Annotated in this window: 11 protein-coding genes and 1 pseudogene; 2 read left to right on the top strand and 10 right to left on the bottom strand. The window is 37.3% G+C overall.

Annotation, left to right across the window (positions count from 1 at the left end; all coding sequences use genetic code 11):
* Genes NMG86_RS24440 through NMG86_RS24425 form a run of 4 tightly spaced genes read right to left on the bottom strand, consistent with a single transcriptional unit; the run spans window position 1 to window position 4,761 of the window.
* Window positions 1-582, bottom strand: coding sequence for a Uma2 family endonuclease (locus NMG86_RS24440; protein WP_043939487.1), 582 nt, complete (start codon window positions 580-582; stop codon window positions 1-3).
* A gap of 46 nt (window positions 583-628) precedes the next feature.
* Window positions 629-1,381, bottom strand: coding sequence for a DUF8692 domain-containing protein (locus tag NMG86_RS24435; protein WP_026796703.1), 753 nt, complete (start codon window positions 1,379-1,381; stop codon window positions 629-631).
* A gap of 41 nt (window positions 1,382-1,422) precedes the next feature.
* Window positions 1,423-3,123, bottom strand: a complete 1,701-nt coding sequence (locus NMG86_RS24430; protein WP_026796702.1) for a glycosyltransferase family 39 protein — start codon at window positions 3,121-3,123, stop codon at window positions 1,423-1,425.
* 48 nt (window positions 3,124-3,171) lie between these two features.
* Entirely contained in the window at window positions 3,172-4,761 is a 1,590-nt protein-coding gene (locus tag NMG86_RS24425; protein WP_026796701.1) for a hypothetical protein, read from the bottom strand.
* A 597-nt stretch (window positions 4,762-5,358) separates the two neighbouring features.
* Between NMG86_RS24425 and NMG86_RS24420 the strand changes: the two genes are divergently transcribed.
* Window positions 5,359-6,360 (top strand): pentapeptide repeat-containing protein, encoded by a 1,002-nt coding sequence (locus NMG86_RS24420; protein WP_026788083.1) that lies wholly within the window; start codon window positions 5,359-5,361, stop codon window positions 6,358-6,360.
* A gap of 233 nt (window positions 6,361-6,593) precedes the next feature.
* Here NMG86_RS24420 and NMG86_RS24415 read toward each other — a convergent pair whose 3' ends face one another.
* From NMG86_RS24415 to clpS, 5 genes and pseudogenes are all read right to left on the bottom strand, one after another.
* Window positions 6,594-7,103 carry a hypothetical protein gene (locus NMG86_RS24415; RefSeq protein ID WP_051340308.1) on the bottom strand — a complete coding sequence of 170 codons (510 nt, stop codon included), beginning with the start codon at window positions 7,101-7,103 and terminating at the stop codon, window positions 6,594-6,596.
* Between the two features lie 27 nt (window positions 7,104-7,130).
* Window positions 7,131-10,247 (bottom strand): annotated as a pseudogene (locus tag NMG86_RS24410) (efflux RND transporter permease subunit); the annotation flags it as partial.
* Complete coding sequence (locus tag NMG86_RS24405; RefSeq protein ID WP_237747642.1) at window positions 10,222-11,454, bottom strand: HlyD family secretion protein; 1,233 nt, start codon at window positions 11,452-11,454, stop codon at window positions 10,222-10,224. The gene NMG86_RS24405 and the pseudogene NMG86_RS24410, both read right to left, overlap by 26 nt.
* Before the next feature lie 670 nt (window positions 11,455-12,124).
* Window positions 12,125-13,015: a CPBP family intramembrane glutamic endopeptidase gene (locus NMG86_RS24400; RefSeq protein ID WP_040957607.1), complete on the bottom strand. Its 891-nt coding sequence runs from the start codon at window positions 13,013-13,015 to the stop codon at window positions 12,125-12,127.
* 26 nt (window positions 13,016-13,041) lie between these two features.
* Window positions 13,042-13,323 carry an ATP-dependent Clp protease adapter ClpS gene (clpS, locus tag NMG86_RS24395; protein ID WP_026788081.1) on the bottom strand — a complete coding sequence of 94 codons (282 nt, stop codon included), beginning with the start codon at window positions 13,321-13,323 and terminating at the stop codon, window positions 13,042-13,044.
* Between the two features lie 284 nt (window positions 13,324-13,607).
* Between clpS and NMG86_RS24390 the strand changes: the two genes are divergently transcribed.
* Complete coding sequence (locus NMG86_RS24390) at window positions 13,608-14,126, top strand: DUF3172 domain-containing protein (protein WP_026788080.1); 519 nt, start codon at window positions 13,608-13,610, stop codon at window positions 14,124-14,126.
* 122 nt (window positions 14,127-14,248) lie between these two features.
* Here NMG86_RS24390 and NMG86_RS24385 read toward each other — a convergent pair whose 3' ends face one another.
* On the bottom strand, window positions 14,249-14,746 hold the full coding sequence (locus NMG86_RS24385; RefSeq protein WP_026788079.1) for an HNH endonuclease: 498 nt from the start codon (window positions 14,744-14,746) through the stop codon (window positions 14,249-14,251).
* Between the last annotated feature and the right edge of the window lie 44 nt (window positions 14,747-14,790).

Here is a 14,790-nt window from a genome sequence, read left to right as displayed (position 1 = left end):
TTATGCTTCTGAGGTTTCAAAGTTAACTTGCTCATAGAGATCGGTTAAATTGATGGAAAAGTCAAGGGTGCTTAATGTTAAAATAGAATCCGCCGACTCATAAAAATTAACTTGCCATTTTCCCGTTTCTGTTTTTACAAATTGTTCGACGGAATATTGATATTGATCGATTAAAATATATTCTTGAAATTCGGGAATAGAACGATAATACTTAAATTTATCTCCGCGATCATAACTTCCCGTTGATTCAGATAAAATTTCTATAATTACTAAGGGGTTTAAAACCGTATCCGTGCGATTTTCGTGATAAATAACATCCCCTTTAATCACCATTAAATCAGGATAGGTGTATAACCGATGTTCGGCCATCCATAGACGGACATCGCTGGTAAATACCCGATAATTTTGTTTTCTTAGAGCAAAATATAAATGAGCGCAAAGATTCACTATAATTTGATTATGATTTGTTGTACCTCCACTCATGGGAATAATGTCTCCATCTCGATATTCATGTTTAAATTCTGCGGTTTCTTCGAGTTTGAAATACTCTTCTGGAGAATAGAGGAGAGGTTTCACTTGCATAACCATATTATGCTCCCACTTAAATCATATCCTTTTATTATATAGCCTATTGTGGCAAAATTTTAATCTCAAGATCAATTTTTTCTTGCCATTCTCGAATATAAACTAACAGTCCATACATAAACACAATTACTCCCATCATTTCCATGATTTCCTCGACAATGGCTACTAATGAATAAATTAGACTTTGTTGATGGTAATAAAACGCCACCACACTCCCAACCATTTCCATAAATAAAGCTCCGCCAATATATAAAGATGCTGCTAAAATAAAATGATCACGGGTTTTTCGGGGAAGATGTAACCAAAATTTCCAGTATTTACGCAGAAAAACTATGACTAAAATTATGCCTGGAATTACCCACATTGAACGTAAAAAAGGTGGTAAATTTAACCCTTTAGCAATATCAGGAATAATTAGAATTTCATGAATGGTAGCTACTTCATCAATAGCGAATAACCAAAAAATAATTGATAACCATTTCCATTGTTGGAAATAACGATATTTTACCGAAGAATTATCATTAGGATCAGTTAAGCTGTTTTGTTGTTCAAGTTCAGCTTGTTTTGCAGAGGCGATCGCCCCCAATAACCAAGCACAAAACGCTAACATAAATGCACTAAACCAAGTGGGTAAATTCATTTCTCGATCAACATTAAACATCGCTGTCCAATCTTTTCGATAGTTAAATCCAAACCTACCAATTTGTATCAGAATACTGGTGAAAGTAAAAAATCCTACTCCCATTGTTAGGCGTTTAGCTAATTTTATCGGAGACAGGGTTAGAGATAATTGCATTTGAACTTATCCTATTTGATCAACCTCAAATCATAACCCAACTATCGACAATAATATCGTCGATATCTATATCCATTAAATTTAGGTTGAGGACGGGGATCTTGTTGACACCGGAATTGACTAAAATCCGTATTATCTTTTAAATTCACCGCCCATAACTCAAAGGGACGTTGAACTTTAGTTAAAGCATTTGTAAAAGTAGGGGAAGGAGTATCTGTTTTTTTCACTAACATAAATTCAGGTAAATTTTTAGCCTGCTGACGCTTAAATTCTAATCCTAATCCCATCAAAGATCGAGTTTCTGCGTGGGTTTGTTGGGTTGTAGCAATAATCACAGATGTTTTAGCTTGATTAATAATATAACTTGCTAAAAGATCCGATCTTTGGGATTTTTGAAACCCATAATTTCCCGCAACCGTTAAAGCACCCAAACATCCCATGATTAAGGTGACAATCACAATTTTTTTGCCATTCGCTTGCAAAATAGGCGGAAGTGAAACCCAAGAATAATTAGCAAGTGTGGGATTTTTCCAAATTATACCCAATGCGGAACCCAAAATTAAAATAAACACAGGAAAGCTAACAAATTGATATCTAGCCGCCAGGGATACATCCTTTTGGAGTCCATAGATTAAAATTAAAAACAGTAAAATAATACTAATAAACACACCAGAAAAAATTTTAGTCTCTAGTTGAGTTTCGGAGGATTGAAAATTTAACCTAATTCCTTGAATTATACCCGGACTAATCCAAAGGAAAACCGTTAATAAAATCACGGCTGAAATTATAGTTATAATTATTGGTGTTGCTTCGACGGGTAATAAAAATATTTGGGTAATTAACCAAGCAAATAACCGAAATAAAGGCTCTATAAATCCTAATCCCTTAAATTGAGTTTCTATCCAGTCTGTGAGTTGATCATTGGGAATACTTTGTAAAATTGGAATCCAAACTAATCCACTGATTAATGTTCCTAAAATTACTCCATAAATCCTCAGCCAAGATGGTCTAAATATGCCTAATTTATTTCGCCAATCCTTTAACCAAAATCCCCCTATAACTAACCCTGATGACCCTAAAAAAACTATAAAAAAATAGTGACTGGCTATTCCTAATCCATTCACAATAATCCAACCTATGACTTGAATCATAGATAAAGATTTTTCTCCCTCTAAACTTCTAATTGCCTTGACTAAATAGCCTAAAGATGCGATGATAAAAAGTATGGTTAATGTATAATGTCTGGCTTCCTGTGATAAATAAATTCCGTAGGGAGAAACCGCCATTAATCCGGCGGTAATTTGAGCAAAAATCAGCGACCTAAAGGCAAAATAACTTAAAATAAAAATAGCCGGAATTGATAAAACCCCTAAAATAGAACTGAGAGCACGCGCCACCGTTAAGGAAACTAATTCTCCCTGATTAGAAAATAAATTCATCCAGAAATGATTGATTAAAAAATATAAGGGGGGATGATTACTTTCAGTCAATAAATGATTAAGAATATCCGCAGGTTGACTAGAAGTTTCAAACCGCAAAGGCGATAATAAAATATCTGCTGAAATAATTTGATCTAAAGGAATAGTTTTTAGTCCGTGACCCAAACTAAATACTAAAGTAGAAATTTCAATACTGGATGCTGATTTATTTCCTAAACCCAGAAAGCGCAATAAAATTCCTAGTCCTACCCAAAATAATAGTAAACCAGGATGAAACCATCGGTTATTCGTTATTTTAATCACTGAAAATAATCCTCACACAAAGTAAACTCACATAATAAAAATTATCTCTTAAAACCGTCTTTCTAATTTCAAACATTGACCTGGAGTTAACTTTCTAATCTCATCTGTTACATCTAACCAGGGTTGTAATTGTCCCCGTTGAAATGTGCGACTTAGGGGAATATCCATGGAAGTTTGATCACAACCTATTCCGGCGGAAATCACCCCTCGCCAAGAATCAGCATATAATTCATCAATAATATGCCATTGATTTTTTTCCCAACGAAATCGCCGGGTAAATCTAAAGGGTGTATCTTGTTTTCCTAGAACAATTTTAGAACTATTTAACCTCTGAATTTGCTTGGAGAAAAACTTACCTAATATTAACATTAAAACTCGCATTAAAACTAATTTAAACGAAGATAATTGATTAGATTTAACCCAACTTAATCCTCCTTCAATTAAAATCTCATCCTGTTCGACATGAATTGTATAAGCACTCATTAAATGGGCTACAGCATTTTTAATTTGACGACCCTGACGAACCTTAAGGGAAAAATGAGTATCTGATAATAGCAGTTTATTTTCCCGAAATAGCTTAAAAACTCCGCCTTTATTTAAAGCTACATATAATTCAACATGGGGACGACGTTTAATTAAAATTTCTGCTTCCTTTAACCAAATACTTGCTACATCTCGCGCTAAAGGTTGGGGTCTTCCAGGGACAAAATCGCGCCAAGTAAGTAAATAATTCCAAACCTGATTTCCTAACGAATAATCATCCCCATAACAAGCGGATAACCCATTTTTAATTCCTTGTAAAAATCGGTCATTAATTCTTAACGCATCCGGTAGCCATTCCCCCACTAATTCAAACCCATAGGGAAAAAATTGATAGGTATTAAAACTACCATATTCCCCACCATGCGACCCATCGGGATGAATAAAATAGGCGGCTAATTCTACGGCTTTAATTAAGGACTCTTTTAACCGTAAATCCGATCTCAAATCATCTAATTGAGCTAAAAAAGAAATGGTTAAGCTATGATAACCTGGATCAAACGTATCACTTTCTTTAAACCATCCTTCCTGACTTTGTAAAGATAATAACCGTTCTAAACGAGAGGCTTTAATTCGATGCCATTTAGAGGTTTGTAACATTTGACCCAACCTTTCTAAACACAGAAGAATTAACGCTTCCTGACTGGCACTCTGACTAAATTTACAATAGGCTAACCCCTGGGCTTGATGTTCAAAACATTGTAGGGCTTCATAATTCATTAACCCCAATAAATGATAACTTTCTAAACCTGCAAATAGGGAAAAAGCCGTGGCACTCGTAGAATGTTCTAATGGGAAATTTTGATCACAAAAACCATCATTATAAACGCTATTAGTCTGGTAAATAATACCCGATTCTACCCAGGTTTTAATCGCAGGTTGTTGATAATAGGGATTATCAGAAATAGGTAGATCATAAACTAAAGCTAGGGGTAATACTAATTCTTGCATTCTCCCATTGGCAAAATCTTTAGTTTTATAATGCCAAAAATTTCGATCAAAACAGCCATAGGTTGGACTATGGGGATTTCTATCCAATAAGGTTAAAATTTTAGGAATTTGAGTTAAGGCTTCACGGGCAAATAAATCTTTACTCACGGTTAATAGTTGCTGTTAGTTGCACCAAACAAATCACCGCTATTGTACCAAAAAAGGCGCGATCGCTATCTTATTTTTCTCATTTCCTAAATCTCCCAGATAATAAATTCTGAATCTACAGATAGTAAAATTACCTATAATTTCTAGGTTGGAACCTAGCCATGCTATTTTTCAGGATGGACGGGCTACTGTCCACTTCCCCCTTTCCCAAACCAGGGAAAATCTAAGAATTGAGGTGTTTAAGTCTTTCAAAAAGTTTACAAAAATTTATAAACTATTAAATTACAATTGTTACTGTATACTGATTAATAGAGACAAAATAAAACTGATATTGAACGAAAGCTAGATCGATTTGTGTAAAAATTTTAAGGGTGATCTCTGTCAAAGCGATCAAAATCAGAGTTCAAGTAATTTCAGTATTATTCCTAAAGTCACTAACTTTTTTCAAGAAAATATTGGATATTTAATAAATCTTAATCAGAACTAAGTGCATTAAAATCAAACCCTGATTAATTCAAGAAAATACCCCCAGCAAGTTTTCTGAAAAAAAGTTATTTTCTCTGAATTATTATTCAATTAGAGTTAGAGGATAATACCATGAAAAGCAGTGAAATTGTTGATCGATATCTTCGGGGAGAAAGGGATTTTCGAGGGTTAGATCTTGTAGCGGAGAATTTAATTGGAGTCACCCTCAATCAAGCCAACCTATCGAGTTCAAATTTAAAAGATGCTTCCCTAGCAAGAGCCTATTTAGAACGTTCTTTCTTCCTCAATACTAACTTGAACGGAGCATTTTTATATGGAACTAATTTAACCTATGCCAAAATGAAAGGCAGCCAATTAATTGAAGCCGATTTAACTAAAGCTAACCTCCAAGGTGCCCAATTAAATGGCGTCGATTTGACTAATGCAAAACTGAGTGGTGCGATTCTATTTTGTGTAAATTTATTTCGTGCCAATTTAACCGGGGTGAATTTATGTGGCGCGAACTTAAAGGGAATTAATCTCCGGTCTGCTAATTTAGAAAAAGCCAATTTAAACTGGACAAATTTAACCGGAGCGAGATTAAGCGGAGCCAATTTAAGAGGGGCGCAGTTAAACGGAGTCACCTTGAATAGTGCATTTCTGAATGGATTAGACTTAGAAGGAATTGATTTTAGTGGACTAGACCTGAATAATGTTAAATTAAGTGGGGCAAAATTGTCTGGTGCAAACTTCACGGGAACATCATTACAGGCTGCTCAAATGCGATTTTCTAATCTGGAAGGGGCAAATTTACAACAAGCAGATTTGCATGAAAGTGTATTAAGAGGAGGGCAATTTGTTCTAGTTAACTTAATGAAAGCTGACCTCCGAGATGCAGATTTGAGAAACGCAGATTTGAGTAAAGCCAATCTCAATTTAGCCGATTTATCCGGTGCAGATTTAACGGGTGCTAATCTTCAAGGCGCCTATTTGTGGGGAACAAATTTGGATGGAGCTTGTTTAGAAGGAACGAATTTAACCGGCGCCAGTTTGCGAAATGCCAAACTCAATGGAGTGGATTTACAAAATACCATTTTGTATGGTGCAACCATGCCCGATGGTCAGGTTTATTAACCCTTGTTGTTGGGCTTTAGCCCTCCCCTCTTGGGGCTTTAGCCCAACAACTATTGCAAGTGCTATATTTGATCAATTTGATCACAAATACCCCTAAAAACCAACAGTTAATTCAATCCAAAAATAGGCAATGATTAGCATTATTAGAGTAACCGGAAGCCCAAACTTGAAAGTGAGAAATTGAATATAAAAATAATGATATCATGTTTATATTCAATTATAACTAATAAAAATTAGCGTTTAAAATCAAACCGACCATTCACTTTTTCACCTTGAATATCAGTTAAAACCGCAACTTTATATTCCCCTGCGGTTTCTCCAGGGAGAAGCACAGCATAATGTCCGCCTTGAGCATCATAAATTAAATCTAAAGTCTGTTGTTCACCATTGGGAACTTCAATTTGGGCTGTAACTTTTGCATCAGCAACCGCTTGGTGATTATCCCCGGTTAGGAGATAAAAATCTAAATGGGTTCCAGTTGCTTCGGGTAACGCCACTAATTCTAAATGATATTTCCCAACTTCCACTACTTGCCCCCCTTTATTGGGTGCAGAATGGTCTTTTGTTGCGGTTTCTAGGGCGGGTTTTTCAGCAGTTGTTGCCGAAGTTGTAGGCATAGGAGAACTGGTCGTTTGGGCTGTAGGTTCAGGGGGATTTGTTGTTGAAGTTTGACTACAAGCTACAATTAATAATAATCCCAAACCGATTAAAACATAAAATTTGGGTTGAAAAAACTTAATCATTTTGATTTCTCCTTTAATTTAAAGTTTTTAAGACAGAGATTCTGGATAAAATGTTCCTATTTTTTGAGATTGTCCGGCCCCATTTTTATCCCCTTTAGGTTTAGGGAATAAGACTTTCCCAAATTGAGAATAAAGCGCTGGAATTACAATTAAAGTTAATACCGTTGATGTAAATAATCCTCCTAAAACAACAATCGCTAAGGGTTGCAAAATTTCCTTTCCTGCCCCAGTTCCTACGACTAACGGCCCCAACCCTAATGCTGAAGTAAAAGCGGTCATTAAAATTGCGTTTAAGCGTTCCATTGACCCTTGAATAATTACCTCTTGCATAGGCAATCCTTCAGCAAATTTAGTATTGTAATTATCCACTAATAATAACCCATTTCTAGCGGCAACTCCAAATAAAGTAATAAATCCCACCAAAGAAGCAACGGAAATAATCCCACTGGTAAAGGCAACGGAAATCACACCACCAATTAACCCTAAAGGTAAATTAATCATAATCATAGCAGTGGAAGGAATGGATTTAACCGATAAATACATTAAAAAGCTAATGATTATAAAAGCAATTAACGTAAAAATAATTAAATTTTGAGTTGCCCGTTGTTCCGATTCAAATTGTCCGCCATATTCGATGAAATACCCCGTGGGAAGTTGCACCTGTTGTTTAACTTGGCTTTGAATTTCATTGACAATAGACCGTAAATCTCGACCGGAAGCATTAGCGGAAACCACAATTAAACGGGAGACATTTTCGCGGTTAATTGTATTCGGGCCAGTGCTATAATTGATTTTGGCGACCTGGGCTAAGGGGATTTTTTGACCTGCGGGAGTATCAATTAATAAATTCCCCAAGGTTTCTAAATTATTTCGGGCATTTTCGGGAAGCCAAACTAATAAATCAAACGTTTGTTGTTGTTCTAAAACTTGCGAGACAACTCGACCATTTAAAGCGGTTTCTATCATATTAGAAATAGCTCCAACAGTTAACCCATAGCGTCCCGCTTGTTGACGGTCAAATTTAATGTTAATTTGTTGAATCGGGACTTGAGGTTCAAGTTGTAAATCCACAATCCCATTCACGGTTTTCATTAAATCTTCAATCTGTTTTCCTAACCGTCGTAATTCTTCTAAATCTGGGCCAAATATTTTAACCGCAATGGCACTTCTTACCCCCGATAAAACCTCATCCATCCGGTGAGAAATAAACCCGCCAATATTAGGAGCAACTCCTGGTAATTTGGCAAATTCTTCTCGGATTTTCTCAATACTTCCTTTTCGGTCTTGAATCCCTTTTTCGCTTAATTCTACATCTAAATGAGCCGTATTAACTCCCGCCGCATCCGCATCCCCTGGCGCCCGTCCTGAACGCAATTGAATATAATCAAATCTAGGGTCATCTTTAAGGGCTTCTTGCATGGCAAAACCCGCTCGATTTGTGGCTTCTAAAGATACCCCAGGATAGAGGGTTAAAGTATTAACTAAAGAGCGTTCTTGAAATTCTGGTAAAAAGATTCTTCCCAAGTTTGGAACAATAATAATTGTAGCAATTAAACTGGCAAAAGCGATCGCTAAAATAATTTTAGCAGATGACATCGAAAATTTCAAAATAGAACCATAAATTCGTTTGAAAAATCGAGCAATTGCCGTTTCTTCCTCTGGTAATCTTCCTTTAGGTAATAAAATTGCACAGAGGGCCGGAGTAACTGTTAAAGCTGTTATTCCTGATGTTAAAACTACTACTAAATAGGCAATACCCATAGGCGTAAAAATCCGACCTTCTACTCCTTCTAAAGCAAACACGGGAGAAAATATTACCCCAGTAATTAATGTGGCTCCAAATAGAGAATCACGAACTTCTTGACAGCCTTCAAATACGATTTCTAAAGCAGGTCTAGGATGGGTAGATAATCTATTTTCGCGTAAACAGCGATAGACATTTTCCACATCAACAATGGCATCATCAACGGCATTACCAATAGCAACGGCTAACCCTCCTAGGGTCATGGTATTGAGTCCCTGACCTAAGAAATTTAAGCCTAATAATCCTAATAATAAAGATAGCGGTAAAGCAGTTAAACTAACAACTAGCGCTCGCCCGTTCATCAAAAAAGGAATTAAAATTAGAGCCACAATAATACTACCTTCAATTAAAGCTGCTCGGACATTTTTAATAGAAGCCTCAATAAAATCCTCCTGTCTAAAAGTATTATCAATCTTAATTCCTTCGGGTAAACTCGCTTGAATTTCTGCCATTACTACTTCAATATTTCGCGTCACCGTTGGGGTATCGGCTTGGGGTTGTTTATTAATTAAAATTACAACGGCAGGTTTTCCATTTAACCAGCCATCCCCCCGTTTTAAGGCGGCACCGATTCTAACTTCTGCCACATCTTTTAATCGAATTGGAATACCATTTCGAGCAACAATCACAGATTCTTTTAAATCTTCAATAGAAGTAATTCGCCCCACTCCTCTAATTAAAAATTCTTGGTCAGGATTGGTTAAAAAACCTCCAGGTGCGTTAATATTAGCTTGTTCTGTGGCTTCAGTAACCTCCGGTAAGGAAATATCAAAGGCTTTAAGTTTTGCTGGGTCAACTAATACCTGATATTGACGAATATCTCCCCCATAAACTACCACTTGAGATACCCCAGGAACTGCCAACAAACGGTTAGTTATTTGCCAATCTACCAGTCTTCTAACCTCCATTAAATTCAGTTTTGAGGAGGATTTATGATCGGATTGAGGCGGATTATTAGAATCAGTATATTTTTGATTTTCGGTTAAAGTTAAGGCATATTGAACAACGGTACTAATGGGGGAACTAATCGGAGAAATTTGGGGAGCATCAACACCATTAGGGAGTTTTTCTTGAGCTTGTTGTAACCGTTCTGTCACCAATTGTCTAGCTTGATAAATATCAGTATTCCAGTTAAAAATTACCTTAACAACAGATAATCCAATGGCAGAAGCAGAACGTACTATTGTTACTCCTGGCGTGCCATTAATAGCACTTTCAATCGGTAAAGTTACCAAAGATTCGACTTCTTCCGGTGCGAGTCCGGGTGCTTCGGTTTGGATTTCGACTTGAGGCGGCGCAAAGGCAGGAAAAACATCAACAGGCATTTGAGGGAATTGATAATACTGGATTAACCGTTTGAGAGGTAATTAATTCTAATTCTGCAAACATTCCTGGTTTTAATTTTCCTTCTAAATTATCTAATTCTACCCAAACTGGAATTATTCGACTTTCACCTTCAAATATTGGTGATATTTTAGTAATTTCCCCTGGAAAAACTTGATTTTCTAATCCTGATACTTTTACTTGTACCCGTTGACCAACTTTAATATCTTTTAAATCTTTTTCATAAATATTAGCTGTTGCTAAAACATGACTATTATTTTGAATTGTCATAATTGGTAAACCAGCATCATCCACCGATTGACCTAATGTAATATCTCGATGACTAACAATTCCTGAAATCGGAGAAGTAATCGTGATTGTGCCATCTTGGTCTGCCCCCGTTCCTAACTGCCTTAACCGAGTTTCATAAGCTGTTTGACTTAAATTAAATCGGGATTTTGTGGCTTCCAATTCAGCTTTTGAGCGTTTTGATTCCGCTTCTGCTGCTAAAACCTCTCGCCGTTGTTTGACTTTGACTAATTCGGCTTTTGCTGTGGCTAATAAAGTTTCTGATTCTCGTAAATCTCGCACAGGTAAATCAATTTCTGATTGTCTAACACTGGTTTCGGCTGCTAATACATCACGCTGGCTTTTGGCTTTGGTTAAATCTGCTTTTGCTTGGGCTAAATGGGCTTGAGATTCCAAAAAAGTCCGTCGAGGAATCGCCCCAGTTTCTACTAATTTTTTATCTTGATCATATTGTTCTTGAGCAACGGCTAATTCCGTTTCAGCTTGGGCAATTTCCGCCTCCGCAATTTTAATTTGACGTTGATAATTTTCCTTCGCTACACTGACAACTGCCCCTTGATTAACAATAGAGTTATCCCGTTGATAACGGGCTTGGGCTGCGATTAATTGATTTTGGGCTTGTTCAATCTCGGCATTAGCAATATTAACTTGACGTTGATAGTTTTCTTGTGCTAATATAAAGTTAGCTTCTGCCTGTTTAACTTCTGCTTCTGTGGTGGCTGAATTTTGCAGAGATTCTACTCGTAACGAGACTAATTCAGGACTGGATAAAACCGCAATTCCTTCTCCTTGTTGAACCCTATCCCCTGGTTCTACAAATAACTGGACAATTTTACCCGCCGTTGGCGAAGTAATTTCTACTTTTTTATCCGGTAAACTTTCAATCTGTCCGGTGGCTTTAATTCCCCCATCCATGAATTCTTTTTTAACAGGTTCCACACGAATTCCCATACGTTGAACGGTCTGGGAATCTACTTTAATTCCGGTGGCGGGTGTCGCCGCCATATTTCCTTCAAATTCATGTCCACCATGTCCACCATGGGCGAATACAATATTGGGAGTTGTTAGTAATAAAATAGCGAGAAGGGTTCCTGACCCATAGGTGAGTCGAGAAATCCATAAATGGAAACTTAAGTATCTCATAATCAACAAGGGGGTTTTGCTATGGGTTTTGTCTTCGTAGTTTCAAACTTAACATCCTCACCACCCTAGAAGTGCGGTGAGGATGTTAAGTTTTGATTTGCGTTCAAGGTTGGACTTATTTTTATACCATTGCCTTACTTCCGCTTTCCCAGATCTCCTCCAGGCTCGGTTTCACATCTCCGTAGATGGTATATCGACTGCAAAGTTGGGTGGGTTGTTTAGACCACTAATATTCTAACACAAGGCCGTCGTAGAAAAGCCTGTCCTGAGCCGTGAGCCAGTCGAACGGTCGAAGGGACGGGGTTTCAAACCAATTTTTCTGATAAATATGAAATTAGGATGAAATCAGAAGTTTCAGAACTTACACATAAGACCCAAGAAACCGGGTTTCTGAACATAAAATCTGGATTTTATCCGCAAAATTTGAACTAGAAATCTGAAATTAGGGTTTAAATTCAGAAGATTGAGACAGTTTTTGAAATAACGATTTATACCAGATAAAAATTCCAATTGCACTCAAACAAAATAACCCCATCACCCCGGCTAAAGGGTTTTTATCAATTCCAGTGATAGCCTCAGAAACCGTATCAGAATAATTAATTAATTGCCCAACATTAATAATATAATAACCCCAAACTAAACCCCCATGCAACCCCATGGGTAAACCCAACCAACCGGAGGGACTTAACCGCAAACTATTAGAAGAAGCGGGAAACCAAGCTAGTTTTGAGATAACTAATATTAATCCCAATAACACTAATCCGGGAAATTGTAAAGCAGTTCTTTGAATTTCGGCTAAGGGTTTAATAAAATGTAACCCCGCAAAAATTATACTATTAATTCCTAAAGCAATTTTAGGGTTATAATCCCGTTTTAGTTCATCTAGTAACCATCCCCGAAAAAATAATTCTTCCGCAAAACCAATTCCAAGAGCAACTAAAAACCCTTCTAAAATAATGCTGAAAAAATTAGGGTTTGCAGGTTGCCATATTACCCAACCGAATATAGATTCGATTATAAATAATCCCATTAAACTGAATAATCCTAATAATAATCCTTTGAGATAATTTTGATAATTTTTAGGATTAAAAACTAAACCATAGCGAATTAGAGGACGAGATTCACGATAAATTAATTTTGCCCAGAAGTGAATTAAAATAATAAACTCGATATAGAGTAAAATTAACGTAATAATACTAACAAAATTGCGATCGCTAATAAAAAAATAAAAAGGTGCCGCCAAGGGTAGCCAAAGCAACACCAAAACCAGGAGAAAAATAACAATTCTCAGAAAAGCAGGATATTCCCTTAAAAATTCAAGATCGTATTTCAAACCAATTTCCCTATATTTTAGGAGGTTTATTCATCCGGTTCAATAGTGCTAATCAGTCCATGGGTTTTCAAGGTTTCGCAGTAAAATTCCGCGTGTTCTTGAGCGCAAGTAATCACCAAAGCCAGATTATTAGTATGGGCCTCCATCATAATACTCACCGCCTGGGGTTGAGTCAAACTGGGAACCGTTGTCATCAACACTTGGACAACATACTCCATGGAATTATAATCATCGTTATGTAGTAAAACCCGATAACGGGGAGCAATTTTTCTAACGGTGGCACTCTTTTGTACTGTCTCAACAGACACGGCTTTTTCTCCTTTTTGAAAAAATTAAAGGGTTGAGGGTGAACAGAATTTATAAATTATTAGACTGTACATAATAGTTTAATGAATCATTGCGATGGCGACAAGGTTACTGAATATTGGCGGTTGAAAGTTACGGAGCGAGTAGTGCGAGCGTCCTCGCTCGCTAACAACCAACAACACTAACCAACAACGCTAAAAACTCACAACCAACGGCCAAACGCGATAACATATCAGAAGGAATATACTCTACTCTAGTTTGAGTGTTTCAACCCTGTTGAGTTAATATGAGACGTAGAACCAAAATGGCACCTGCTAAACCTTCGCTATTTAATTACACGGCTTTAGCAGTAATTGGCGGGGTACTGATTTTAGGAATTGGGATTGGAATTGCGATCAGTTCCACCACCACCTTAAACCCATCCAACGTAGCCTCTAGCCAATTTATTGACCAAAATGCACCGAATACCGAAACCTGTATTAAATTTGGTGCCAGCGCGATGGTCACGGATTTGCGTGTCTTTGTCACCCTAAACCCCTTCAATGTCTATGTCACACAGCCCAAACTCCAACCAGGATGTGTTCTGCGTACCAGTAACTGGGCAATTTTAAAACAACGGAATCTGCTGAATAATGAACAAGAGCGAGATTGTAGACAACGAATGAATACCTTTGGATTTACGGGGGAATTAGAAAGTAATCCCACCATTAACTGTATTTATCAAAACGACGGTGCAGCTAACCTGTTTATTAATCAACCCGGAAGCATTCAAACCCCCGGTAGGTCAGAAACAGAACGATTTTAAATTGTTTAAAAAGGGAACAGGGAATGGGTAATAGGGAATAGGTAATGGGTAATGGGTAATGGGGAATAGAAAGAGTTTACCTCCCATGCTTCCCCTGTCTCCCCATTCAACTGAATGCAAAATTAAAGACCAATTACATATTTTTGCCATTCTTTATTCATACCGCTTTTAACGTGCCGAGTCACCTCAAAATAGAGGCTGCTATGGGGTTTACGCGGTGTTATCCGCAAAATCATTCCGGCTTCTTTGGGGGTGCGGCTGCCCTTTCTGACATTACAGCAAACACAGGCTGAAACTAAATTTTCCCAGGTATCCCCGCCCCCACGAGACCTGGGAATAACATGATCTAGGGTTAAATCCTCTCCGGTATGACCACAGTATTGACAAGAGTGGCTATCCCGGTGCAGTATATTCCTTCGGGTGAGGGGAATATCTTTATAGGGAACTCGAACATAGTGTCGCAGCCTAATCACGGTGGGCAAGGGAAAATCGGGAAGAAGGAATTTTCCATTATGCTCAACCTGCTCGGCTTTTTCTTTGAGTAATAAGACAACCGCCCGTCGCCAAGTCGTAATATTGAGAGGCTCATAGGAGGCGTTCAATACCAAAACACTACCCATTGGCTAGATTTTGCGATAAGATTTGACCGATATTAACACAGCTT

Source organism: Planktothrix rubescens CCAP 1459/22 (assembly GCA_904830895.1).
In the GTDB taxonomy this organism is placed as follows: Bacteria; Cyanobacteriota; Cyanobacteriia; order Cyanobacteriales; family Microcoleaceae; genus Planktothrix; species Planktothrix agardhii.
The sequence above is the reverse complement of the archived record's forward strand: the minus strand, read 5'-3'. Positions and strand labels throughout refer to the sequence as shown.

Bases quoted from the DNA above. Each gene is read 5' to 3' on its own strand.
- NMG86_RS24440 (WP_043939487.1), bottom strand. From the start codon at position 582: ATGCAAGTGAAACCTCTCCTCTATTCTCCAGAAGAGTATTTCAAACTC.
- NMG86_RS24435 (WP_026796703.1), bottom strand. From the start codon at position 1,381: ATGCAATTATCTCTAACCCTGTCTCCGATAAAATTAGCTAAACGCCTA.
- NMG86_RS24420 (WP_026788083.1), top strand. From the start codon at position 5,359: ATGAAAAGCAGTGAAATTGTTGATCGATATCTTCGGGGAGAAAGGGAT.
- NMG86_RS24415 (WP_051340308.1), bottom strand. From the start codon at position 7,103: ATGATTAAGTTTTTTCAACCCAAATTTTATGTTTTAATCGGTTTGGGA.
- NMG86_RS24405 (WP_237747642.1), bottom strand. From the start codon at position 11,454: ATGGATGGGGGAATTAAAGCCACCGGACAGATTGAAAGTTTACCGGAT.
- NMG86_RS24390 (WP_026788080.1), top strand. From the start codon at position 13,608: ATGAGACGTAGAACCAAAATGGCACCTGCTAAACCTTCGCTATTTAAT.
- NMG86_RS24385 (WP_026788079.1), bottom strand. From the start codon at position 14,746: ATGGGTAGTGTTTTGGTATTGAACGCCTCCTATGAGCCTCTCAATATT.